28 protein-coding genes and 2 tRNA genes are annotated in these 23,309 nt (G+C 60.0%); 11 read left to right on the top strand and 19 right to left on the bottom strand.

The genetic code is table 11. The annotated features are described in order from the left end of the window. Positions 1-33: 33 nt before the first annotated feature. From PBR20603_RS09770 to PBR20603_RS09785, 4 genes are all read right to left on the bottom strand, one after another. Entirely contained in the window at positions 34-1,062 is a 1,029-nt protein-coding gene (locus PBR20603_RS09770; protein WP_150559315.1) for a quinone-dependent dihydroorotate dehydrogenase, read from the bottom strand. A 137-nt stretch (positions 1,063-1,199) separates the two neighbouring features. Next, complete coding sequence (locus PBR20603_RS09775; RefSeq protein WP_150559316.1) at positions 1,200-1,976, bottom strand: arginyltransferase; 777 nt, start codon at positions 1,974-1,976, stop codon at positions 1,200-1,202. Next, complete coding sequence (aat, locus tag PBR20603_RS09780; protein WP_150559317.1) at positions 1,973-2,737, bottom strand: leucyl/phenylalanyl-tRNA--protein transferase; 765 nt, start codon at positions 2,735-2,737, stop codon at positions 1,973-1,975. The genes PBR20603_RS09775 and aat overlap by 4 nt, the downstream gene beginning before the upstream one ends. Before the next feature lie 59 nt (positions 2,738-2,796). Continuing rightward, positions 2,797-3,411, bottom strand: coding sequence for an NUDIX hydrolase (locus PBR20603_RS09785; RefSeq protein WP_246174521.1), 615 nt, complete (start codon positions 3,409-3,411; stop codon positions 2,797-2,799). Positions 3,412-3,611: 200 nt separating this feature from the next. Here PBR20603_RS09785 and PBR20603_RS09790 point away from each other — a divergent pair. Then, positions 3,612-3,688: transfer RNA gene (locus PBR20603_RS09790), tRNA-Met, on the top strand. 126 nt (positions 3,689-3,814) lie between these two features. Then, positions 3,815-4,279: a GNAT family N-acetyltransferase gene (locus PBR20603_RS09795; RefSeq protein WP_150559319.1), complete on the top strand. Its 465-nt coding sequence runs from the start codon at positions 3,815-3,817 to the stop codon at positions 4,277-4,279. Here the strand turns inward: PBR20603_RS09795 and PBR20603_RS09800 are convergent. Next, positions 4,248-5,132, bottom strand: a complete 885-nt coding sequence (locus PBR20603_RS09800) for an EamA family transporter (RefSeq protein ID WP_150559320.1) — start codon at positions 5,130-5,132, stop codon at positions 4,248-4,250. The genes PBR20603_RS09795 and PBR20603_RS09800 overlap by 32 nt on opposite strands. Positions 5,133-5,360: 228 nt before the next feature. On the opposite strand from PBR20603_RS09800, the gene dusA reads away from it, so the two are divergent. Together dusA and PBR20603_RS09810 are read left to right on the top strand one after the other, a co-directional pair. Continuing rightward, positions 5,361-6,374 carry a tRNA dihydrouridine(20/20a) synthase DusA gene (gene dusA, locus PBR20603_RS09805; RefSeq protein ID WP_150559321.1) on the top strand — a complete coding sequence of 338 codons (1,014 nt, stop codon included), beginning with the start codon at positions 5,361-5,363 and terminating at the stop codon, positions 6,372-6,374. Positions 6,375-6,558: 184 nt separating this feature from the next. Then, positions 6,559-6,634, top strand: a tRNA-His gene (locus PBR20603_RS09810). A gap of 67 nt (positions 6,635-6,701) precedes the next feature. Here the strand turns inward: PBR20603_RS09810 and PBR20603_RS09815 are convergent. From PBR20603_RS09815 to PBR20603_RS09845, 7 genes are all read right to left on the bottom strand, one after another. Continuing rightward, on the bottom strand, positions 6,702-7,859 hold the full coding sequence (locus PBR20603_RS09815; RefSeq protein ID WP_150559322.1) for a site-specific integrase: 1,158 nt from the start codon (positions 7,857-7,859) through the stop codon (positions 6,702-6,704). Next, the gene (locus PBR20603_RS09820) at positions 7,819-8,052 is read right to left on the bottom strand and encodes a DUF4224 domain-containing protein (protein WP_010807236.1); all 234 of its coding nucleotides are present in this window, start codon (positions 8,050-8,052) and stop codon (positions 7,819-7,821) included. Before PBR20603_RS09820 ends, PBR20603_RS09815 begins: the two co-directional genes overlap by 41 nt. 3 nt (positions 8,053-8,055) lie before the next feature. Further along, a complete protein-coding gene (locus PBR20603_RS09825) occupies positions 8,056-8,832 on the bottom strand; it encodes a rolling circle replication-associated protein (RefSeq protein WP_174977861.1) in 777 nt (258 codons plus the stop codon). 121 nt (positions 8,833-8,953) lie between these two features. Further along, the gene (locus PBR20603_RS09830) at positions 8,954-10,585 is read right to left on the bottom strand and encodes a type II secretion system protein GspD (protein ID WP_174977862.1); all 1,632 of its coding nucleotides are present in this window, start codon (positions 10,583-10,585) and stop codon (positions 8,954-8,956) included. A gap of 68 nt (positions 10,586-10,653) precedes the next feature. Next, positions 10,654-11,697, bottom strand: a complete 1,044-nt coding sequence (locus PBR20603_RS09835) for a zonular occludens toxin domain-containing protein (RefSeq protein WP_150559323.1) — start codon at positions 11,695-11,697, stop codon at positions 10,654-10,656. 3 nt (positions 11,698-11,700) lie between these two features. Continuing rightward, positions 11,701-12,003, bottom strand: coding sequence for a DUF2523 family protein (locus PBR20603_RS09840; RefSeq protein WP_150559324.1), 303 nt, complete (start codon positions 12,001-12,003; stop codon positions 11,701-11,703). A 7-nt stretch (positions 12,004-12,010) separates the two neighbouring features. Then, positions 12,011-13,762, bottom strand: coding sequence for a hypothetical protein (locus tag PBR20603_RS09845; protein ID WP_150559325.1), 1,752 nt, complete (start codon positions 13,760-13,762; stop codon positions 12,011-12,013). Between the two features lie 367 nt (positions 13,763-14,129). On the opposite strand from PBR20603_RS09845, the gene PBR20603_RS09850 reads away from it, so the two are divergent. After that, positions 14,130-14,435 (top strand): hypothetical protein, encoded by a 306-nt coding sequence (locus tag PBR20603_RS09850; RefSeq protein WP_150559326.1) that lies wholly within the window; start codon positions 14,130-14,132, stop codon positions 14,433-14,435. Here PBR20603_RS09850 and PBR20603_RS09855 read toward each other — a convergent pair. The 4 genes from PBR20603_RS09855 to PBR20603_RS24505 form a co-directional block, all read right to left on the bottom strand. After that, entirely contained in the window at positions 14,381-14,641 is a 261-nt protein-coding gene (locus tag PBR20603_RS09855; protein WP_150559327.1) for a major capsid protein, read from the bottom strand. The genes PBR20603_RS09850 and PBR20603_RS09855 overlap by 55 nt on opposite strands. A 319-nt stretch (positions 14,642-14,960) precedes the next feature. Further along, positions 14,961-15,221 (bottom strand): hypothetical protein, encoded by a 261-nt coding sequence (locus PBR20603_RS09860; protein WP_150559328.1) that lies wholly within the window; start codon positions 15,219-15,221, stop codon positions 14,961-14,963. A gap of 25 nt (positions 15,222-15,246) precedes the next feature. After that, positions 15,247-15,543 carry a hypothetical protein gene (locus PBR20603_RS09865; protein ID WP_150559329.1) on the bottom strand — a complete coding sequence of 99 codons (297 nt, stop codon included), beginning with the start codon at positions 15,541-15,543 and terminating at the stop codon, positions 15,247-15,249. 117 nt (positions 15,544-15,660) lie between these two features. Beyond that, a complete protein-coding gene (locus PBR20603_RS24505; protein WP_343041923.1) occupies positions 15,661-16,287 on the bottom strand; it encodes a hypothetical protein in 627 nt (208 codons plus the stop codon). A 90-nt stretch (positions 16,288-16,377) separates the two neighbouring features. Between PBR20603_RS24505 and PBR20603_RS09880 the strand changes: the two genes are divergently transcribed. After that, the gene (locus tag PBR20603_RS09880) at positions 16,378-16,740 is read left to right on the top strand and encodes a helix-turn-helix domain-containing protein (RefSeq protein WP_150559330.1); all 363 of its coding nucleotides are present in this window, start codon (positions 16,378-16,380) and stop codon (positions 16,738-16,740) included. Positions 16,741-16,891: 151 nt separating this feature from the next. Then, the gene (locus PBR20603_RS09885) at positions 16,892-17,401 is read left to right on the top strand and encodes a DUF2726 domain-containing protein (protein ID WP_150559331.1); all 510 of its coding nucleotides are present in this window, start codon (positions 16,892-16,894) and stop codon (positions 17,399-17,401) included. Positions 17,402-17,753: 352 nt separating this feature from the next. Here the strand turns inward: PBR20603_RS09885 and PBR20603_RS09890 are convergent, their stop codons facing one another. After that, positions 17,754-18,047, bottom strand: coding sequence for a hypothetical protein (locus PBR20603_RS09890; RefSeq protein ID WP_150559332.1), 294 nt, complete (start codon positions 18,045-18,047; stop codon positions 17,754-17,756). 228 nt (positions 18,048-18,275) lie between these two features. Between PBR20603_RS09890 and PBR20603_RS09895 the strand changes: the two genes are divergently transcribed. The 4 genes from PBR20603_RS09895 to PBR20603_RS09910 all read left to right on the top strand — a co-directional run bounded on the left by PBR20603_RS09895 (position 18,276) and on the right by PBR20603_RS09910 (position 20,402). After that, entirely contained in the window at positions 18,276-18,533 is a 258-nt protein-coding gene (locus PBR20603_RS09895) for a type II toxin-antitoxin system ParD family antitoxin (protein ID WP_010807223.1), read from the top strand. After that, entirely contained in the window at positions 18,530-18,829 is a 300-nt protein-coding gene (locus PBR20603_RS09900; RefSeq protein WP_150559333.1) for a type II toxin-antitoxin system RelE/ParE family toxin, read from the top strand. Before PBR20603_RS09895 ends, PBR20603_RS09900 begins: the two co-directional genes overlap by 4 nt. 943 nt (positions 18,830-19,772) lie before the next feature. Further along, positions 19,773-20,027, top strand: a complete 255-nt coding sequence (locus PBR20603_RS09905) for a DUF1488 family protein (RefSeq protein ID WP_150559334.1) — start codon at positions 19,773-19,775, stop codon at positions 20,025-20,027. 123 nt (positions 20,028-20,150) lie between these two features. Continuing rightward, entirely contained in the window at positions 20,151-20,402 is a 252-nt protein-coding gene (locus tag PBR20603_RS09910; protein ID WP_150559335.1) for a hypothetical protein, read from the top strand. 32 nt (positions 20,403-20,434) lie between these two features. On the opposite strand, the gene PBR20603_RS09915 is transcribed toward PBR20603_RS09910, so the two are convergent. Both PBR20603_RS09915 and PBR20603_RS09920 read right to left on the bottom strand, forming a co-directional pair. After that, a complete protein-coding gene (locus PBR20603_RS09915) occupies positions 20,435-22,129 on the bottom strand; it encodes an MBL fold metallo-hydrolase (RefSeq protein WP_150559336.1) in 1,695 nt (564 codons plus the stop codon). A 147-nt stretch (positions 22,130-22,276) separates the two neighbouring features. Beyond that, complete coding sequence (locus PBR20603_RS09920) at positions 22,277-23,293, bottom strand: alpha/beta fold hydrolase (RefSeq protein WP_150559337.1); 1,017 nt, start codon at positions 23,291-23,293, stop codon at positions 22,277-22,279. Positions 23,294-23,309 lie beyond the last annotated feature (16 nt).

Genomic DNA, 23,309 nt, shown 5'->3' on the forward strand with positions numbered 1-23,309 from the left:
CTGAGGCAAATGAAGGGTGCTGCGTTCAGCCGCTCAGGCCTTGCGCAGCGCTTGCACGCATTCTCGCACCAGCTCGGGGCCGCGGTAAATCAGGCCGCTGTAGACCTGAACCAGGCTGGCCCCGGCGTCGAGCTTGGCCTGTGCGTCGGCACCCGACAGAATGCCGCCAACGCCGATGATCGGCAACGCACCGCCCAGCTCGGTGGCGAGCGCGCGGATCACGCGATTCGAGGCGCCGAAGACCGGGCGCCCTGACAGACCGCCCGTTTCGTTGGCATGCGGCAGGCCCGCCACCGCTTCGCGCGAGAGCGTCGTGTTGGTGGCGATCACGCCGTCGAAGCCGTGACGCGTGAGTGTGCCGGCGATGACCTTGATCTGTTCGTCGTCGAGATCCGGCGCGATCTTGAGTGCGATCGGCACGTACTTGCCGTGGCGATCGGACAGTTCGCGTTGCTTGTCCTTGAGCTTGCCCAGCAGGGCGTCGAGTTCATCGCCGCCTTGCAACTGGCGCAGATTCTTGGTGTTGGGCGACGAGATGTTGACCGTCACATAGGTGGCGTATGGATAAACCTTCTCGAGGCAGATCAGGTAGTCGTCGACGGCGCGCTCGATCGGCGTATCGGCGTTCTTGCCGATGTTCAGGCCCAGCGGTCCTTTGTAGCGCGCCGATTGCACGTTCTGAAGAAACTGCTCGACGCCACCGTTGTTGAAGCCCATGCGATTGATGATCGCTTCGGCTTGCGGCAGACGGAAAATGCGCGGCTTCGGATTGCCCGGCTGCGGGCGCGGGGTCACGGTACCCACCTCTACGAAGCCGAAGCCGAGGGCAGCGAGACCGTCGATGCAACTGCCGTCCTTGTCGAGGCCCGCGGCGAGGCCGACGGGGTTCGGGAAGCGGATGCCCATGACCGTGCGCGGATCTTCGGGCAGCGTCTGACCGATGAGACCGGCCAGCCCGAGCGAGGCGGCACTGCGCAGCGTGGCCAGCGTCAGATGGTGGGCTTGTTCGGCATCAAGGCAGAACAGGGCGCGACGGGCCAGAGGATAGAGGGGCGCAAGCACGATGTCGGGTTCGGCAGAATCGGAAAGTCGCCATTTTACCGGTATCCGGGTCGCAGAGCGCGTCTTTTTCTACGCTCTGCGTACTCTTGTTTTGCGTGGTGTCAGGTAAGGGATGAACGCGATGCGCACTGCTGCCGTTACTGGCCAGCAGCGTCGAGCATGGCTTCCGGCATGTCTTGCCACTGACCATCGAGCAGGCCCTGCAACGGCCGGAAGTTGGCCTTGTAGACCATCTTGCGGCTCGCCTGAATCCAGTAGCCGAGGTAGACGTGAGGCAGGCCGAGGGCTCGCGCCTGTTCGATCTGCCACAGGATGTTGTATGTGCCGTACGACGCCCCTTCGACGTCGGGATCGAAGAACGTGTAGACCGACGACAAGCCGTCGCTCAGGATGTCCACCATGCTGATCATGCGCAGCGTGCCTGCTCCCTGATGGCCGGGTGGCTCGCGGAATTCCACCAGACGGGAGTTCACGCGGCTTTGCAGCAGGAACTGCTCGTACTGCTCGCGGCTGTCGTGGTCCATGCCGCCGCCCGCATGACGCCGTGACTGATAGCGCATGTAGAGCTGGTAATGCTCTTCGGTGTAGTGCAGGCCCGACACGTTGACGGCGAGGCCGGCGTGGCGTCGCCAGATGCGGCGTTGTGTTCGGTTTGGCGTGAAGCGGGCGATTGGCACGCGCACCGGAACGCACGCGCGGCACCCGTCACAGTACGGGCGGTACGTGAAGACGCCGCTGCGACGAAAGCCCGCGCGCACGAGTTCGCTGTACACGTCCGAATTGATCAGGTGGCTGGGCGTGGCGACCTGCGAGCGCGCCGTATGATTGTCGAGATAGCTACAGGGGTAGGGCGCCGTTGCGTAGAACTGAAGGGCAGACAGCGGGGAGAGCGGCAGTTCGTTCGGATGGGTCACTGCGAAACCTCGTGAGCCTTATCTGCTGCGTTCCCGTAGGCCAGTGCGCTGAGCATCTGCTTATCCAGACGCCAGACCGGCGCGGGGGCCATGACCGCCTTATGCACATGCGTCAGAAATGTCTCGCGGGGAATTTCGCCGCCGCCGAGCGATGCCAGATGGGCGGTACTTTGCTGGCAGTCTATCATCTCTATTGCGTGTGTGCGTGCAAACGCAACGAGTGCCGCGAGCGCAATTTTCGACGCGTCGGTGCGCTTGGCGAACATCGATTCGCCGTAGAACATGCGTCCGAGCGCCACGCCGTAAAGGCCGCCCACGCGCTCCCCTTCATAGAACGTTTCCACGCTGTGGGCGAGGCCCGCGTCGTGCAGCGCGCGGTAGGCGGCGACGATGGCGGGCGTGATCCATGTCCCGTCCTGGCCGCGTCGCGGTGCTTGCGCGCAGGCCTGCATGACGGCGGCAAAGTCGGCGTCGAGGCGGATCTCCCAGGCGTCGTCGCGCAGCACGCGGCGCAGCAATTTGCGGAAGTTATGGCTGACGACGAAGTTCTCGGGCCGCAGCACCATGCGCGGGTCGGGGCTCCACCAGAGAACGGGCTGGCCCTGCGAGTACCACGGGAAGATACCGTGCCGGTAGGCGGCGAGCAGGCGTTGCGGCGAGAGGTCGAGCCCGGCCGCGAGCAATCCCGGCGCGTCGCTCGATGCGTCGAGCGCTTCGTCCACTGCCGGGAAGGGATCGTTTGCTTCTAGCCAGACGACCATGGTGACGTTAGCGCTCCGCAGCTTCGGGCGACATCAGGCGGGGTGCGACGACGGCGCGCTCAGACACGCAGCATCGGCGTGAGGATGTCCTCGGTGTGCGCCGTATGGACGGGCAGCGGCGGCACCGGCGAACCGGGCATGGCGTCGTCTTGCGAGGCTTCGATGTGGACGCCGAACGCCCCCGCCCGACGGTCTTCGAAGAAGAAGCGCAGCGTCTTTCCCACGGTCGGGAAGGCGATCTCGTCCCAGGGAATCTCGGCTTCCGAGAACAGGGCAACTTCAAGGCTCTCTTCGCCGGCGGCAAACTGCGGTTCGCGCATCTGAGCCAGGTAGAAGATATGAACCTGATTCACGTGCGGCACGTTGAGCAACGAGAAGAGGGCGCCGACTTCGACGACGGCGCCGGCTTCTTCGAGTGTCTCGCGTGCTGCGGCCTGCGACGTCGTCTCGCCAATCTCCATGAAGCCCGCGGGCAGCGTCCAGTAACCGAGGCGCGGCTCGATGGCGCGTTTGCACAGCAACACCTGATCGCCCCACACAGGCACCGTGCCGAGCACGTTGCGCGGGTTCTGATAGTGGATGGTGCCGCAATCGATGCAGACATGCCGCTCGCGATTGTCGCCGGGCGGAATGCGCAACTCGACCGAATGGCCGCAGGCGGAACAGAATAAGATGGGAGGACGTCGGTTCATGGTTGCTGCGAGTGTATCATCGGCAACGCGCGCTGTGCGGCGACGCAAACGGCGTGCCGGGGCAACCCATGCAGCGAGAGGGTGCGGCGGCCTCTCGGAGGCACGCAAGCTCACGTCAGAAAAATATTCCGCCAGTCATGTTGCACTGCGATGGCAAATGCCATATAATCTAATTCTTCAGACGCGGGGTGGAGCAGTCTGGCAGCTCGTCGGGCTCATAACCCGAAGGTCACAGGTTCAAATCCTGTCCCCGCAACCAAATTTTAAAGCCTGATTTCCACAAGAAATCAGGCTTTTTGCGTTTTGCCTCTGTCGCGGACTTGCTATCGGTGTACGTGTCCGATGCGCTGTGCGCGTTATTCAAGATATCCACTCGCGGCTTTCCATGTCAGGCATCTTCACCACGAACGAAGACGAATTCGACGCCATCACCGAGCTTTGGGAGGCGTCCGTGCGCGCGACGCACGATTTCCTGAGCGACACCGATATTGCCTGGCTGCGTCCGCGCATCCGCAATAATTACCTTGGTGCTGTCACGCTGCGCGTGTTTCGTGACGATGGGGGCGTCCTTCGCGGTTTTCTGGGGGTGGCAGAGGGCAACGTCGAGATGTTGTTCGTCGCGCCTGACGCCCGCAGACAAGGCATTGGTGCCGCTTTACTGGCGTATGCCGTGCGAGAACTCGATTGCACGAGCGTCGACGTCAATGAGCAGAACCCGCAGGCGCTGGCGTTCTATCGGCGCGAGGGGTTCGAGGTGACTGGCCGATCGGAACTCGACGGGCAGGGCCGTCCGTTCCCGCTGCTGCACATGCGACTCGCTAACGCGAAGCTGGCAACAGGCGCTGCTTGATCTTCGCGCCGAAGACGTTCACCGCGAGGCCGGTCATGACGAGTGCCGCGCCCGCGATTTGCGGTCCGGCGAGTTGCTCGTCGAGCAGCAGGGCGGCGGAGGCGAGTCCGATGATCGGCACGAGCAGCGAGAACGGCGCGACCTGACTGGCGGGGTAGCGCGTCATCAGTCGGCCCCATAGCGAGTAGCCGACGAGCGTTGCGACGAAAGCGAGGTAAGCGATGGCGAAGATCGACGCCGCAGAGATATGCGAGAGCGAGTTCGCGATTTGTTGCGGGCCCTCGAACCAATAAGAGAGCAGGGCGAAAGGAATCGGCGGAATCAGGCTGGCCCAGACAACGAGGCCGACGAGATCGACCTTGCCGATCTTTTTCGTGACGATGTTGCCCGTCGCCCAGCTAAACGACGCACAAAGCGTAAGTACGAAGCCGAGCAGCGTCATTGCACTGCCGCCCTGCATGCCGATGACGGCAAGGCCTGCTGCTGCGATTAGCAGGCCGGCGACGTTCTGCGCACGAAAGCGTTCGCCGAGGCACAGCACGGCGAGTCCCAGCGTGAAGAATGCTTGCGCCTGTAGCACGAGCGACGCGAGGCCGGCGGGCATGCCGACGTACATTGCAGTAAACAAGAGGGCGAATTGCCCGAACGAGATCGAAGCGCCGTAGGCGATCAGCCAGCGCCACGGCACTTGCGGACGTTTGACAAAGAAGATCGCAGGGAAGGCGGCGAGCAGGAAGCGCAGTGCGCCCAGCAGCATGGGGGGCACGCCATGCAGGCCGACCTTGATCACGACGAAGTTCACGCCCCAGGCGAGTACGACGATAAGTGCCTGCAACAGATCCTTCGGTGCCATGCTGGCGTCTCCTTGTGCGGCATTGGTGTCATGGGCGAAGGCGAAAGTGTACTCTTGGGGCGTCGACGTGTCGTTCGAAAAAACCGTCCGATGGCACGCGGGGCCGGGCCGAGGGGCTTCGCGCGGGGCAGGCGTACCCTGAGGGCATGACGTATACTTTGCGTTTTGTTGATCAAGAGACGTCGTCTTGCCAGACAGGGTGGCGTTTGCCGTATCTGAGGAATTTGCATGAACCTGCCTGCCCGCCGCGTCAGCGTCGCGCCGATGATGGATTGGACGGATTCGAACTGTCGCGTTTTTCATCGTCAGCTTTCGCGTCACACGTGGCTGTATACCGAGATGGTCACGACCGGAGCGCTGTTGCACGGCGACGTCGCGCGTCATCTCGACTTCGATGCGGTGGAGCATCCCGTCGCTTTGCAGCTTGGCGGCAGCGAGCCGCAGGATCTCGCGCGCGCGGCGAAGCTCGGTGAGCAGTGGGGGTATGACGAGATCAACCTGAACTGCGGTTGTCCGTCTGAGCGTGTGCAGCGGGGCGCGTTCGGTGCCTGTCTGATGGCCGAGCCGGCGTTGGTGGCCGACTGTGTGAAGGCGATGCGTGATGTGGTGCAGGTGCCGGTGACGGTCAAGCATCGCATTGGGATCGACGACGTCGAGTCGTTCTCATTCGTCGAGGACTTCGTCGGCAAGATTGCCGAGGCCGGTTGTACGACATTCATCGTGCACGCGCGCAATGCCATCCTGAAGGGGCTGAGCCCGAAAGAGAATCGCGAGATTCCGCCGCTCAAGTACGACTATGCGTATCGTCTCAAGCAAGTCTTCCCGCAACTCGAGATTCTGATTAACGGTGGTGTGAAGACGCTGGATGAAGTTGCACTTCATTTGCAGCATGTCGACGGCGTGATGTTGGGCCGCGAGGCGTATCACAACCCTTACGTGCTGGCACAAGTCGACGCCCGCTTCTATGGCGACACGTCCCCGGTGAAATCGCGCGAGGAAGTGGAAGACGCGTTAATCGAATACGCGGCGGCGCAAGTGGAGAAGGGCCAGTATCTCGGTGCGATCACGCGTCATGCGCTGGGCCTGTATCGTGGCGTGCCGGGCGCACGCGGATGGCGTCGTGTGCTGTCAGATCCGAAACGTCTGAAGGCCGGCATCGGGGCATTCGAAGAGGCTCGTGCGCAGCTGCGTGCGGGTGCGGCTTCCGAGCGAGACGATGCGGAGTCGCTTGCGACAGCATGACGTTTTGCGGTGACGGATGACGTTGCCATGCGAGCGTTCGCCGCGTGAGAAGACGATGTCGCGCATCGATCGTGCACGAGAGAGAAGAAATATTTCGAAGCAGTGAAAAAAGTGCTTGGCAGCGCAATAAAAACGTCGCTATAATCTTGTTTCTGTTCAGCAAGTCAAGTTGCTGATCACGGCGGTGGCCGTAGCTCAGTTGGTAGAGTCCTGGATTGTGATTCCAGTCGTCGTGGGTTCGAGTCCCATCGGTCACCCCAAAATTCCTTGCTTTCCCCGGTAGTAACCACTTCGTTTGTCAACGAAATCCCCGATTTGTCAATTTGCTCACTTCGTCGGTGACGCTTTTCTCACGCGTCTGCGATCATAGTGCCGCATCGTCGTGCCCGGGTCTGCGTGTGCCGCAAAGTCGAACACGTCAGCCTCTCTGCGCTCGAGCTTTTCCGTGATCGCGACTGGTCGGCCGTCGTTAAGCGTGAAGTACGCCGAGTGCCCAGAGATCAGATATGCCGCTCGCCTCTTCAGGTCATCCCATTCCGCGCGTACCGCTGGGTCGAACGTCGCAATCCATGCAAATTGCGCATCTTGCCAAACGCTTCCCCACCCGCTGCGCGTGTAGGCTTGCCCCGTTCGATTTCCAAACAGAGCCATGCCGGGAATGCGGCGCCCTTGTTGTGCGCGTTTGACGACCGTGCTCAGCCGAGGCGACCACGCTCGCAACTTCATTACCCTTTCCTCGCCGCGTTTCCGTTTGGCGCTTTCAACGATCACGCCGTCGTCCCGAACTCCTGAACGGTGAAACGGGCGAACCTCAGCCGCACGAAATCCGGTGAGATAGGCGAACATGGCCGCGCACCCCATCGTCTTGAAGGGGAGGTCTTGCCGGATGGCCCACAGGTAAAACCGTGTCACTTGGCTGGCCGTGACGTCGCGACGAACCACATCCGTCTCGTTCAGCATAAGCCCGACAAAAGGATTCACGTCGATCACTCCCCAGCGAACCGCATAGTTGCAGATCGTCTGCATGGCAGCCATGTCCTTGTTTGCGCTCGCCGGCGCACCAGCGGCGGCGCGGGCGTCCAGGTATTGATAGCCGTGCAACATCTTGAGCGACGTCGGCGACATACGGCCGAAGAACTTCGTGAGGTTGGCATACCGCGACTTGCGAACGGCAATCCCGTCCTTGCTTTGATCGCGGTAATGTTTCGGGTCGTAGTCCTTCTGAAAGCGGTCGATCATGTCGCCCACCGAGCCGGCCACAATCTGTCCGGCTTGAATGTCCAGTGCGCGACGCTTTGCCGAAGACTCTGCGACACCTATGGCAGCCCTGTCACCAACCGGCGCAGTCGCCAGTGTCTCGCCGCGCCCGTCCGGATACAGGTAGATGAATGACACTTTCGTCACACCGGTTCGCTTATAGAGGCGTGGAACCGACGTCCGCTCCCTACGCGGTGGCGAAGGCTTGGAGATTCGGCGTTTCATCATGCTTTCTATCTTCAATTTCGTGTGCGATTCCCAACTTCTTGTCGCGGTATGCGCGCGCCACTTTGGGCAGCCCGTGGCTGTCGACCACGTAGCGCCAGCGGTGGCTGTCGAGCCATTTCATCATCATCGATCGCTGGTTCGGTTTGCATCCGATCAACTCGGCCAGTTCATGTGCGCTGAGGTAATTGTTCATCACTCAGTTCTCCCTCGTTGCCAGCCACAAACACCCCTGCCAGTCATCCCAGAACACCTGACAGTCATCCAAGCTCGCACCCCATGCCTCCGCCGCTTCGAAAGCGGTCACGATGGCCTTTTCGGGTTCGTCGTTGAGGATGTGGGCGATGGGTTGCCGCTCGGGGACCTCGATTCCCTTGCTGGTCCAATAGCGCTTCTCGTTCATCGTGTGTTCGGCGAAGTCCTTCGTGATGTATTTGCTCAAATACGCGGCCAGCTTGTGGTGCTGCCCCTTTTGGCGGAACGGATTGGAAACTCGGACGTAGCCGTTGTCGTTCCCGACGATTGAAATCCAGATCGCACGCAGCACGCGGTAGTTCTGGCGCCCCTTCACGGCGATGTGCAGATGCCATGCACCGCGCTTCTGACGTTCGGGGACTGCGACATATTGGAAGTCGAGGAGCTTCGCCAAACGACGCCGCAGCTTGTCATAGTCGCGTTTGAGACGCTCTTTGTCTTGCATGTTCTCCCGGTATGTCAGCGTGATCATGCGATCCGCGTGCATGGCCTTACAGCGCAATCTGACTCGCCGTTTAGCCCGCTTGGCTGCCACAAGCCGGTTGTCTTCCTTCTTCTCCGATTCGCCGCGCTTTGCCTTGGGTATCGTGTGAAGCTGCTGCGCCCGCATATAGCGGTCGAACTGCGTAACGACGATCTCGAGCACTCCCTCTCCGAAGTCCCGGCCACCGACGAGATACTCGCGACGGAAGGGATAATCACTTACACTCGTTTCTAGCATGGCAACTCCTGATTGTCGTGTTGATGTACAGGCCTCGAACCGTTCCTGCGGTCGGGGCCTTCTCTTTTTTCGGGGGGAGTGTTCTTGCCTTTGCGGGCGGGTCTTGCCGGGTGTTTGTACGTTAAGTGTTACTGATATAAATATAGGGGCGCGCTTCGCGCGCCCCCGCCGTCCTCGACCCTGCGGGCGGCGGGGGCGGCCGACGCGGCGCTCTTTCTGACCTCAGTGCCACTTCACGCGCGGCGCCGACGGCAAAGCGGTTTTCAGTGAGGGGATGTGCGGTTGACGTTGCGGCTTCGGCCGGCGTTGGCGGTACCACCCGCTGCTCGGTCGCGCGGGTCGCGCTGGGTCGCGCGTCATCGGCCCGGACTTCGCTGTGAGGCTCGTGGGCACTCTCGGCTTCGGCATCGGCGCCGACACTCCCGACGCTAGATTCCCTCACTCGCTCGACCTGGAGCATCAACAGGATTTCAGTGTTCGAGGTGGCGTCGCTACGACTGTCCAGAAAGCGCGGCAGGAAAGCCAAGCCCGTGCGGTTGTCGGTGGTCTTGTTGGTCGTGAGCCCGCCCATGAGGATCACGTCACCGTCATGCAGACTGATTTCAGTGCTGACTTCTCGGGTGTTGAGCGTTGGCGAGTTGTTCACGCCCGTTGTCGTTTTCACGAAGTCACTGATTTGCTGAGTGACTCGCAGATCGATGATTCGGTCTTTGACGGTTGGGGCCAGTTCGAAGATGACACCTGACGAGTGGTATTCGACCGACTGCACCGGTTCACCGCCGCCGCGCGGATAACTCACAGACTTGAGGATAGGCACCTTCTGGCCGACAGTGAGACGTCCCCTAGCTCCCGAGCGTATGCGCAGATTCGGGCTGTTGATGACCTGGAAACGGGTGTCTTTTGCCAGCGCCGAGAAGATCGTGGAGAAGTCGCCCGCTTTCAAGCGGATGGCGTTGCCGAACTTGTCCCCATCTACCGAGACCTCAATACCGAGCCCCTTCGTGAGCAGATCTAGCGCGAGTTGGAAGGCAGAGCCGCGTTCGCTGCTGTTGACGACCTCATACGCCGCCGCCCGCACGCTGACCTCGCCCATTGGCGTGTCCAGTTGGGGCAGCAGACGTTTGAGCACGGCGATTTCATCCAGCGTGCCATGAAACAGCAGTGTGTCGCCGCGCTGATCGATCAGGGACGCCGCAGAGCCTTCCGGGGCATTGCCGCCCACACGAGCTTCTGCAGGGGCTGACACCGGCCGATTCACGGTGAACTGACCACGGAACAACGGGCTGACCAATCGCGCAAGGTACGCCGTGTCGCGATAGTGGGGACGGTAGACGAACGCGTCTCTGTTAGGTTCGGCCTGTTCCTCGATGTCCAGGCGTTTAAACACGAAGTCAACGCCGGAACGAGTCTCGACCGCGAACCCAAGAGATTCCAGAAACAATGCGAGGAACGCCTTCAGGTCGCCATGCTTGGTGTCGTATCTGAAGGACACAAGGCGCTGATCTTGCAAAACCTCCGGCGCGATGACATAGGGCGTTTTGACAGCCTCGCCATAGAGCAGCGTAACGAGTTGTGAGACGTTTACGAGTTGGAAATCGAACGCGCCATTGCTTGGCTTTTTCAGCCGCGCCAAGGGAGGGGGCTCCATTCGCTTTTGTCGTAACTCTGCCTCTAGCATCGGCCGGCTGGAATAATCCAGCGGCGAGTATTCGTCTTGCGGCATGAACCCATTGAAGTCGATGGGCGCGGGCACGATCTTAGTATCGTTGGCAAAAGCTACCGCGCACGCGAGCAACAGAACCGATGCGAATAATCGCCGCTTCATTGCGCGTCCCCCATAAAGCTCGAGCTTGTCCGGCTCCCTGACCAGACCGTGACGCGCCTGCCGTCAATGGTGCCAATGGTGGCAATGCCGTGGTTCTGAAACATGGACGGAGATTCAACGCGCAGACGGCCCGTGCTGTCGGCGACAACGACGTGACGCTCGCTACCGATGGTGTATCGACCGGCGACGCGCCAGTCAGTGCTGAACGTGGGGTCGTAACGAGGCAGGGCGCCTTGCTCGTTCGATGCAGCAGCAGTGGGTGTTTTGTTTGCCCCTGGCAGATGCTCACCGCGAAAGAAACCAGTGATGTACCACGCACTTACGCCAACAATGCAGAGCATCAATACGAAGATGAACCAGATCCGAACGTTCGCGAGCTTGTTCTGACACTTGTCGATGGCTTTCTCTTTTCCCTTGCCACCCGCGTAGGACTGGTACAGCGGGAAAATTGCTTTGCTGTAGCGCTTGGAGAATGTGTCGACGCGGGTGGACTTCGTGATCTTGCCGCCTTCGTACATCTCCACGCGGTAGTTCTGGTTCAGGCCCAATTCCTTGAGCTTCTTCGTGACAAACGTCATTTCGACAACCGAGCGCAATTGCCGGTGAAGATCGCCTATCGACTGGATCATGAGCGCCACGTCGCACGCCACACCGGTCTCAGGGTGCACATAGTGGCGATGCATGCGGAAGAAGCGCATATGTTCGGGCGCGAGCTTGTTGCCTATCGACCAGAAATTCCATGCTTCATCGATAGCGACAAGATCGCCTGGCAAAACGATAGACGGCGCATCAGGCTTTGTTTCGTCGGGGAAGAATCCCTCACGTGTCACGTCATCGTTAGTGACAGAGATGATCGTGCCCAACCTGTCCGGTTCGGCCTTTTTGACGTCGATACAGTAGTCCCGAATGGCGTCCGGCTGGATACCGTCGATGTTGGTCACTACCCGACGACCTGCTATGACGGCCGGTACGATGACGCTGCTAACCACTTCATAACTCTTACCTGACCCCATCAAGCCTGTATATGCGTTGATCGCCATGTGTCACCCCATCAACGGAATGCGGCGCAGCATGAACCGGTTTGCCATCGCAGCTAGGACGAGCGGCATGCCTTCAGGGAACGCCATGAGTTCGAGCCAGTACCAGACCGACGGCGGAATGCTCACAAACGCGTTCGATAGCGTGTCTGCCTTGGGCAGAATGCCAGCTCCTTTAAGCACCTCAATGAATCCCGTTGTGACAAACCACAGGGCGAAGAACGTGCCGAATTTCACGACCACGCCCCGCAAGATGAATTGCAGGACGGAGTTGAAGGCCGAGGTGAATGCTTCGAATAGGGTGCTCATTGCGGCCTCACGCGGCAAGGAGAATGGTCAGGGCAATCAGAACGAAGACTGCGAGCATCACTGTGCGAATCGTCTTTCGATGGCGCTCTGCGATATCGCACATCGCGTCCATCCTGATACGCGTCTGGAAAACGTCGAACACCGGGCGCGGGCACGTCGCGGTGTGCGACGGAGTTCGCCAACTTTTGAAATCGGGCAGCAAGCCGAGAATTGGCGAGAGGATCGCGTTCGGCGTTGGCGGAGACTCCAAGCCAGGTGCCCCAACATCGGGAGCAGGGCCTGCGTCGACCAGTACCGGATTGATCACATTGACGCCGGGAGTGTTGACGACATTAACGTCTCTCGACAGTGGGTCACCGGGGCGTTCTCGGTCCTTGCCGCGATCATCGGGGCGAACTCGCGGGTCGGGATCTCGCCGACCGTCCGGCCACACGCGATCCGGCCGGATTTGCACCTGAATTGGCACTACGCGCTCATAGTCGGGCGTCGGGCGTGAGAAGACGTCCACGAGCCGAGGCACGGCATCACGGCTCTTTTCGTCCATCCACGCCTTCACTTCTTGTGGGGTAATCGGGGCGGTCATTCGATACGGCACCCCCTTGTAATCGCTGCGTTGACTGGCGATAGCGGCGAGAGCGTTGGCGACATCGGCAACGAATTTCGGATTGAGCGGAAGATCCAGTACGTCCTTGGATAGGCTGTCAAAAGACTCATCCAGCGACTTAAATGTCTCTCGCCTCTCCTGCGGGCCATATTCCGTTGGGTCTAAGGGTTCGGGGCGCCACTGCGAAACATTCAAGTCATCGAAGAACGTGTTTTTCTCGGGGCTTCGCACCCATTCGCACGTTTCAGTCGTCACTGTCCGAGTGCAAGTGGGCCATTTGAATGGGTCTGGGGCGCTTTTTGCGGCTTCTGGACAATTTGGTGCAGTCAAATCCAACTCTGAGCCGAAGACCGTTTTACATTGCTCAGTTTCGTGCGACCGGAACGAGTGAGTGTTATGCAACTGCCCGTCGGCGTCGTACTCGTCAACAATTCGCACACGCAGGTTTCTAAACGTCTCCCCGTCGTTCTTGAGCTTGGTTTCGAAGTAGACCAAGAAGAACTTCTCGACGTCGGCGCGGTTGAGTACCAATGCCCTCAGGCCATCACCAGAAATGCGATACCAACCGCCTAGATTCCCGGACAGTTCCGGTTCCGGGGGATATTTCGCACACGGTGCACCAGCCTTGCAACTTGATTCGCGGTACACATTTGCCCCCGCTGCGGCCATGGCATCCCAAGGGTCATTTTTCACATTGATGTGCGTTGCCTTGTATGCGGGCGGTTCGTATGGTTTCAGATGGGGGGGAATGGGAATATCGACTTTTCGTGTCAGCTCAAGCGTCCCATCGCCCATAGCGCTAATGCTGACTTCGGTCTTGCCGATCTTTCCGGCGACTAGCTCTCCCAACTGAGCGCCTATCAGCGTCGTCGCCAAGCCGAACCAGGTTGGCGCACCCGCCGCCATCAGCATCCGCTCGCCCAGCGTGGATTCCGTATGTTCGGTTGCAACCAATGACATCGCCCGATGGGTTGCTTCGATACGGGGATCACTTTCAGGAATCCCATCCCGTTCCGCCGCCTTCTGAGAGACGAGGGCGACGACCTGATTCAGTGTGAATGTCGCGAAGCCACCCATGAGTGGATTGGCCTCCACGTCTGACGCGCTATTTGCGATGAAGGCGACCCCCAGCGCCACGACTAGAAGTTTCTTCATCACATGCTCCGCAGGCCTTGAACGACCGCCCATCCGCAGGCGATACCCCACGCGAAAAACGTCAGATTCCAGAGTTCTTGTGAAGGCATTGGGAGTCCTTGGGGTAGCGGATGGACGGGCGGATTTCGAAAAGTGATGCGTTGAATCGACAACTACGCAACGTTTTCGGGAGCAGGCTCTTGGCACGCAGTGGGACTTCCGTCCGCGTTTCGCTGCGCCCCATGCCTTCTGCGCAGCCAGTCGAAAACGTCGATCACGACTTGGCCGATTACCGTCCCAAGGAATCCGCCAATGAATGACAGCACCGCGGAGTAGGACATTAGGATTTGCAAGTGCTCAAACATCTTTTGTTCCATAGGAGACCTCAATGAATGCATTTGGTGAGTACGGCCCCATTGTTCAGAACGCTGTACTGGGTTTTATCGCTTTGGCCCTTGCAATTGCGGCTGGGGTAAGTGGCTGGATCGCATTGCAAACAGATCCATTCCAATGGTGGCTGGCAGGAGTAACTGCGGCGCTTGCCCTCGCCTGCGCTATCGTCGTCATGAACGTGAAACTCTCTGCGGGCGAGATCATGAACGGGAAGCGTCCGGATCGCTTCCCTGAGTCACATCACGCTCAAGCGCCGCGAATCATGCCGAGAATCACCTTGGCGCTTTTGATTGCGACATAAACGCCCGCCAGCAAGCCGGCGATAGCGATCACCCCCGTTGCCACGCTCGCGAAGCTGATTTGACCGGTGATCGCCGACACATCGAAATTCATGGCCCCACCGCCGCCGCCACCTTCAGCGAATGCCAGAGCAGGAGCGGCGACCAAGGCAAGACCCGCGGTAGTGCGGGTGCCCAGCCGTTTGAGTCGTGCAAGTTGCGTTTTCATGCGATTTCCTTACTTGAGAAATACCGGAGTGCGTCCGGTGCGCTGGCTTATCCCCGGCGTATGAAGCCGAGAATTGCGCCTACATGGGCACTTACGACGTACAGTCCTACAACCGTCGTGAAGGCCAATGTCCAGAACCCCGCCATTTGTGCGACGTCAGCCGATGTTGGTGATGCGTTTGATGATGTTGGGACGACTGCCACAACGGCGAAGTACTGGCCGTTTTCGGGCGGGCATAGTTGACGATCGGTCGGTGTCACCACCATCGACTGGTGAACGGGTTTGCAGCCCAATACGCGTGCGCTTTGTTCGCTCACTGTCATCCCCCTCGATTGATGTTGCGCAGGATCTGCCACGCGAACTTGGAGCAGGCCGGTTGCGGTAACTCGAGCGCTTCATAGGCGAGGTCGAGCGCACCCGCGAGAACCTGCACGGTTTCGTAAAGCAGCGCGGCTGCTTCGAGCATGCGGCCGAAGCGTTCGGTGTCATCCGCGCGAATGCCGCCAATGCGGGCGATACACATGCAAGTGCCGTCAGTGGCGGTCACGGTGCGGTTGATGAGGTCAGTGGGGGCTGTCATATCGGGACCTATACGGTTGCGGCTGTCATTGACGCTTGAGCGACTGGCTCATGGCCGAGCGCATGCATGGGGGCAGCAGATGGCCGTCGTAATCCATGATTCGGGCGACGAGCGCGCGCATGGTTTTGCACACGAATTGAATGCCGTCAGGACGCGTCCAGATGAAGCCCTTACCGGCTTTGATGAGGCGACGCAGAGGCAGCTTGAGGCGCAGTTGACGCCACGGACGGAAGGTAATCGGGAGAGGGCGCGGCGCACGCCGCTGTTTGAGTCGAGCGGGACAGAGGCCGCCGAATAGGTCGAGAGACAGTTGGTGAAGCATCGCAACCCCCAATTCCATCACGGCCGCTTAGCGGTGACGGTGCAAAGAATCTGGCGGGGGGCCGGATATGACTACAGGTTGTCGTCTTTTAGATAGACGACGTGAGGCTAGGCAAAGCTATGCGGCGGCAGAGGCGGTAGCCTTCGCAGCGGCGGTAGCCTTGGGAGTCGCGGTCGGGCGGGCGTCACTTACGTAGGGGTGCAACGCTACAATGCGCGGGACAAGGTGACAATCCATCGACTGCGTCATAGCGAACTCGGCGAAGTACTCGCCCTTCGGGGTTTCTTTGGCGAACTCGGGCAGAGTGATTGTGCCAACGATGCGCCGAGGGCCATCGCTTGAGTTTGGCCACAGGATGCATTGCGCAGTACGCATGTCATAAGGACGGCCGGTTTTGCTGGATATGCCCTCGCGTCGTACAACGTTGATGATGCTGACCCTCTGCTTTTCGATTGGAGAGGTAGGGTTGGCACCATCTCCGAAGGGTTGCAGCGCGACAATGCGCGGGACAAGCTGGCCCTCAAATGATCGTCCGAAAGCGAATTCCGCAAGGTATTCGCCTTCGCGCGAATCTTTGAGTACGTCGGGAAGTGTGATCAAACCAACAACGGAGTCGTCTCCCTCGCTAGTCGTTTGCCAGAGGATGCAATCCGCTATGCGCATGTCGTAAGGACGGCCGGTTTTGATGGATACGCCTTGTCGTCGGGTGACTTCGAGGATGGTGAGCTTTTGCTTGCTGGTCATAAAGACTCCTGAGTTGGTTGGTCTAAAACGACTCGAACGAAGTTCATATGCACACCGAATAATAGTGCAGATTTCTGCACCAGTGAGATTATGCGCACCGATATCGGAATTCGCCTAAGGGAAGAGCGACTACGACTGGGCTACTCGCAGACGGAGTTCGCCGCGCTTGGAGGAGCATCCAAGCGCTCGCAAATTGATTGGGAATGCGGAAAGACGTCACCGACCGCAGAGTTTCTAGCCGCTCTTGCGGCCGCTGGGGTGGACGCGTTGTACGTACTGACAGGTGCGCGCTCGAAAACGGTAGATGCGTCGCTCACTTGGGAGGAGCAGGCGCTGCTCGACAACTACCGGCACAGCACCCCCGATGATCGAGCGGTTATCCGGAGGATGGGACTTGCTCTATCGAAACCGGCCATCCGAAAGCGGCGCAATGGAACGACCGGCGAAGACTAAGCCAAAAGCCGAAATTATCCCTTTCAAAACGAGGGCTTAGAAAGAATCTGACCCCGATCAATAGCGCTTACCGGCATCAATTGCATGCGTCTCGCTGTTGGCCAAATTTAAAAAGTGCCCCCCAAACGTAAGATAGAACGAGGCACTTCGTATGGTATGGCCGATCATTTTCGGATTAGTGGCAGTACTCATCATCACTCTCGCGGTCGTCGTCGCATGGCGCCATGCGCGCGACAAAATATCGCAGTCTAGACGCGAGCCTTGCACGATCGATGTGGAAGCATATTTCGCTGTGGCGCCGCTTACAAAATCAGAGCAGGCGTTCCACAAGTTTTTGAAGACATGTTTGCCACATCAAACCTTGTTCGCGCACGTCGCCGTTGGAAAGATGGTGCGGACGAAGTGGTGGGCTTCAGACTTTCATCATCAGCGTATCGCTGATTTATCCGTCGATTTTCTGATCTGTCGACCCGATAACACAATCATTGCTGCCATTGAACTCGGTGACGCGTCACGCGATACACCTGAATATCGCCACCGCGCTGCGAAGTTGGAAGCACTCATGCAAGCTGTCGGTGTGCCGATGATCCGTTGGGATGTTCGTCGCCCTCCAGGCTCGTTGGAGGTGAGAAAAATAATAGAAGAGATCTCGAATCTTTGAGCACGGTGAACTCCTCCGCAAAGTTGGAATGACGATTGGCGAAGGAATTTAGTCGAACGAATGCCAGACACAGGCGTTCAATTTTCGTGTGACGCCGAGCTTGGTCTCTTTTTTCAGTTCACTTATGCCCGTAATTCAATTCAAGAGGCGCTCACTAATTGCTCGTCTGCTCCGGGCGCTCTCCCGGAAAAGACGCCGGCGAGGACACGCCTTGGGGCGCTTGAATCGCGCGAAGACGTACTACGACCCGAAACAATTTCGACGTCGTATCTAGCACGAAAAGTACGACCGACATTCATCAGCCAATGTCGCAGTGGAGCGGCCCACCGCATTGGATGGGCCGCAACAGCGGTTACCGCACCAACCTCGGTTTCCCACCCCGTTTCGCCGCGTGAAGAATGACGTGGGGCCCCATTAACCCATCTGTCGCCACCATTGCTTCCGCGAACGTCTCGAAGTAAATCGCGTGCTCGGGGTCGGATACATGCGCTCGCCTGATTTCTCCCGCTGCCTCGTCCCATGCGTAACCGAGGTACTTCCTGTATTCGTGGAACCAGACAACATGCCCTTCACGCGTCAACGACTTGGGGAGGTCGAGCCCGCCGTTTCCTCCATCCTTTCCGCCATTGTCGTTTGAATCGCTCATCAAAGTCTCCTTAGATGCCAGTGGATTTAGCCGTGTTAGCGGCTGAAATCATCATCGCAGGAGTGCTGTGCCCTGAGTTTCAGTAACTTCCGAATATTCTGAGTGCTCGGTCGGGACTCGACAAACAACTCCCGTTCCCGACATCAGGCCGGGCATGCAACTTGATAACTATTATCAATAGTGATAAAATTCCACCCATTCCAGCCACGCCCCCTAACGGAGGAAATCATGATTAGCGCTGAACTCGGGCGACAACTTGAGAGCTACATTGCAGAGCTTGTGGTGACGGGCCGTTACGGCTCGAAGAGTGAGGTTTTGCGCGAAGGCGTGCGACTCATTCAGGATCGTGAGACCCAGCTTGCTGCGCTCGATGCCGTTGTTGAGAAGGGTATCGCCGACGCGCAAGCAGGCCGGGGCCAACCGGCCGCCGACGTGTTCGACCGTCTCGAAAAGAAGTATCAGGCAATGGTGAACGACAAGGCATGATCGTTCACTTACTGCCCGAAGCTATCGTCGACCTCGAATCAATTGGTGACTACATCGCGCGGGACAATCCGCGCCGTGCCGTGACGTTCATTCAGGAGCTGCGAGACAAGTGCTTGAGTCTTGCTGAGATGCCGCTAGCGTTCCCCGTGGTGCCGCGTTATGAGCGTTACGGTATCCGCCATCGCGTCTACGGCAACTACCAGATCTTCTATCGTGTGGTCGAGTCGGACGACCGAATTGACGTCGTCCATATCCTCCACAGCGCTCGTAACTACGCCGCGGTTCTGTTTCCGTGAGCCGATGCCGGTGAGGCACGTAGGGGGAGGATCGCGCGGCCAATCACTCACCCAACCGCGCCTAATACCGGCTCGTAATCTCCGCGCAGAGGCCCAAATTTTTGTGCTGAATTTTTGCGCAGACTATTGGAGGGTGTCTTTGGGACACACTGGCAAATACGGCTTCAAGCATTGGCCCCTCTCTGTCGATTTTTTTGTCAACGGGCGGCCGGAAAGCCTTGTCGCACCGTTGCATGTCCAGCTATGAGAATTGACAATCGGGACACCCTAACCGCCTAGAAAACAAAGAAGAATTGCTATTTGATAACCGGATTGTGATTCCAGTCGTCGTGGGTTCGAGCCCCATCGGTCACCCCAAAATTCCCTTGTAGTTCATCACGTTTCAGCATCACGCCAATCCCCGTTCGGGGGAAATTTCCGGTAGATTTCAAGTCTTTCCGCCTCACTGTGCCCCAGTTGCGCAAGTATTTCTCGCAGCGCGGATCGTTCGGATAGGGCGGTCGCGCGCCATCCGTCTGCCCATGTGTAGTGCGAGATGCCGACGGGTTTTTCTTCGCAGCTCAATTCAAGCGTGACTCCCCACCTGTTCCTATCCGGCGTGACTTGCGATAGGCAGCCGCTACGCAGCGCGCTCGAATCCGGCGTGGTCCCTTCTCAAAGTTTGATCTATGTCTAATGCGGCGCTCGACGCCCGCCGCCGGCGCGAGCGGGGGCGCTCATAATGGATTCGTCATGTTCTCATGACCCTGTCTTCCCGGATCGTCATGGTGCCCCATGCGACCCGGTTTCGGGACCCACCCGTCTGGTGGGTCTTTTTTCGTCTGTTCCTTTCGTCGTCGCGTATTTGGCGTAACGCCCCGATGTCACCCGTTGAATTCGAACGTGCTACGATTTTTCGAAACGTGCGGCGTTTTTCGACTTTCAGGACACAGCGGAGACAGCAATGAGTCACTTCCTGCACGGCGGCCTCGGACTCGGCAATGACGGCGAGTTCGTGCGTTTTTACGTGAACGTCGACGGCAGCGTCTTCAACTGTCAGATCGGGCGGGCTGCGCTCAATCGTCTCGCAAAAGCAGACGCCACCGGTGAAGCACTCTTTGATCAGTTCATGGACGCCGAGGACGAGATCGTCGAACTTGCCGCGAGGGCCATCGCCAACGGTGTGCGCACCGACCCCATCGTCGTCGACGTGCCCTGAGCCCGTTCGGTGCAAACCAAGCCAACAGAACCAGCCGAACTAGCCGAACCAACTTTTTCGCGCCGAACACTCGCAATTCCATTCGCCGCGACGTTTCCTGTATCTCGCCAACCGGAGTCTGTCATGAGCTACACATCACATGAGCAGGTCTACGAATACCGCGCGGGTTATCAAATTCGCGTCCGCGCTTTTCAGAACGAGTACGCCGGACCATGGGACTATCTGGTGCAGGTCATTCGGCACGGCCATCCGGAAGGGCCTGAGGTGCGCTCACCCGACGGGCATCGCGATAATCGCGTTGACGCCGAAATGGCAGGGCGCAAAGCGGGGGAGCGCATTGTCGATGAGTTGCTCGGCGACGACACGTACGTCTGACGTCCACCGAAGCTCGCTTGGGTTGGCCGGTCTCACTTCTCCGGCGCTGCGCCGGTACGTTGCCAGTGACCGTCTGCCGAGAGGCAAGCGAGCCCATCCTCAGCCAGCTTCTCCAGATGCGCGTGCAAGGAGCGTCGTGCGACAGCGTGGCGCGACGCGGGTACGTCCGCGTACACCACCGGTATGAGCACGTCGATCGTGGCCGGCCCCAGTTGTTCAAGCGCATCGAGCGTGCGCGATTCGCGCGCTAACCGATGAGCGATGAGCCGGGCAATTCGCTGTGCCGGCTGGTCCATCACGAAGCCATGTCCCGGAGCGAGCCACTCGGGCGCAAATGCAGCCAGCTTCTCCAGCGACGCCAGATAGGTCGCCATATGCCCGTCAGGCGGGTTGATGACGACAGTCGATCCTTGCATGACGTGGTCGCCGGTGAAGACCATCTTCGCCATGTCCAGCCCGTAGCACAGGTGATTGGATGCATGCCCCGGCGTATGAATCGCTCGCAGGAGGCGGCCGTCCGGCAACGTTACGGCGTCGCCGTCCGTGAGCGTGACGTCCGGCACGAACGCCGTGTCTTGTCCTTCGTCATGACGCGCGCGCATGCCGAACGTCGTCGCCCCCGTCTTCTCTTTCAGCAGGCGCGCGCCGGGTGAATGATCGCGGTGCGTGTGCGTGACGAAAATCTGACGGATGTCCCCGGGGGCGGCACGCAAGATCGCGTCGATATGCGCCGGGTCATCGGGTCCCGGATCGATGACAGCCCACGTGTTATCAGGACCACCACCCAAAAGATAGGTGTTCGTGCCGGGGCCGGTCATCATGCCCGGATTCGGCGCGGCGAGACGCAGCACGCCAGGCATCAGCGTCACCACCTGCCCGGGCGTGATCTCGTAGCTGCCCGTGCCTTGTTCATGCGGATCGATCAGTGTCAGTTCGCCCCACGCCGGCTCGCCGGGGGCGACCGGCCAGCGGCCGCGCTTGCCATTGGCAAGACGCGGTTGAATGCGCGGCACAACATCGAGCGCCCCCGCGGCGGCCATCGCCCGGTCCGCCGTCCCCATGGCGTCCAGCCATTGCAGCAGCTTGCGTGTGGGTGGCAGCAGGCGTAGTTGATCGGCATGTGCAAGGGCGTACTGAGGGCGCATCCATCGATGTGCCGCCGTCTCGTTCTGGTCGACCTCGACCTGCTGGCCCTCGGGCAGCATCGCCAGAAAGAATCGCGTATCGAAACGCTTCGGCAAGCCCAGCGGCGTAACCCAGTGACTCAAATAGTGCAGACGTTGCGGGGCGAGCCGCACGTCGAACGAGCGGCACAGCGAGGCAATGTCTACGCGCCCGTCGTGCAGTGCCTCACGCTCGCCGCGCATCGCGCTCAGGCGGCGTTCGTCAACCGGCGCCCCCGATGCATCGTCCGCAAACAGCACCCCCGTTTCCTCGAAGCATTCCCGCATCGCGGCCACGTAGTAATCGAGGCCGCCCCCCGGCAGTTGCAGACGCCGGCTGGCGGTCGCGTCGTCGAGTCCGTCGCACGCGACGTGGCCCAGCCGGTCGTCAGCATCCACTACGCCGCCGGGGAACACGTAGGCATTGGAACTGAAGTCGGTCGCTCGCACGGCGCGCCGTAATAGCAAGACCTCCATGCCGCTTGCCCGCTCGCGCAGCACGACGAGACTGGCGGCCATTCGCAGGCTGGGGGGTACCGGGTGCGGTTCGGGGCGATCGGACATGAGGCGTGCGGCCGCAAGCCGCGCTAAAACGGGAAGTGCCTAGTTTGCCATTGGAAATCACCCGCCGCAGGCGGGGCTACCCCCGATGTGCGGCGCGAGCGGTGTGTGCGTTCTGTGCGGTGCGTGGCGCGGCTAGTGAAGTGCCATTTACACGGCGTCATTGGCGGCATGCACGGACACCGTCATGGCAGGCTCGGCGCCGCCGTATTGGGGTGACGGCATGCGCGCCGCAACGTCTTGCAGCCATTGCATCGTCGCGTCGGGTTGCGTGACGGGCAACATGTGGCCGCCGTCTACGAGCGTCAGTCGAACGCGCTCACTGGCGAGCGGCATGCGCTCGCCTTGCGCACGGTAATCGAGAATGCGGTCGTCGCGTCCGTAGAGGATATCGACGGGGACCGGCAACGCAGCGTAACGTGCTGCGAGCCCGGGCATGTCGCGTTGCGCGGCGAGGATGTCGACGCTACTCGATTCGAAATTGCCCGGACGGTACCCCAACACGCCACCCCCGCGAATGAGGAAGTCCTTTGGGGCGTCTTCCGGACCGAAGACATACGTGAGTGTCGTGCGGCCCGTCATCATGCCGATAGGCACGGCGAGGGTGCGCCCGACCCAGCGGCGCCACCACGCGCTGCGAATGACCAGCGCCCGAAAGGCGGCCGGCACTTCGGACACCGGTTGCGTCAGCGGCGCGATCAGCGCTAGTGCCCCTACGCGTTGCGGATGATCGAGGGCCAGCGCCAGCGACACCGCGCCGCCCAGCGAGTGCCCCACCACAAGCGGACGCTCGAGCGCCAGTGCGTCGATCAATCGGGCAACGGCATTGGCCTGCGAGGCGATTGCACCATTGTCTTGTGCGGCACGCGTCGAGTAGCCGGACCCGGGGCGGTCGACGAGCACGACGCGATGTGTGCGCGCCAGCGCCGCGAGCGGCAGATAGGCGAAGTTGCGCAGTTGACCGCACAGGCCGTGAATGAACACGACGGCCGGGCCACGACCGAAATCGACGTAGTGCAGGCGTTCGCCATCGATATCGAGATATTGGCCATCGGGCGGCACGGCCGCTTCTGCGCGACGCGCAACGCGACGCGTGAAGCGCATCAGCACGACCACAACGGCGGCAAGCGCAATGACGAGGCAACCGAGCAAATAGGCGATGAGCATGATGTCGTGTCGATCA

The sequence above is a fragment of the Pandoraea bronchicola genome, from assembly GCF_902459805.1.
GTDB classification, from domain to species: domain Bacteria; phylum Pseudomonadota; class Gammaproteobacteria; order Burkholderiales; family Burkholderiaceae; genus Pandoraea; species Pandoraea bronchicola.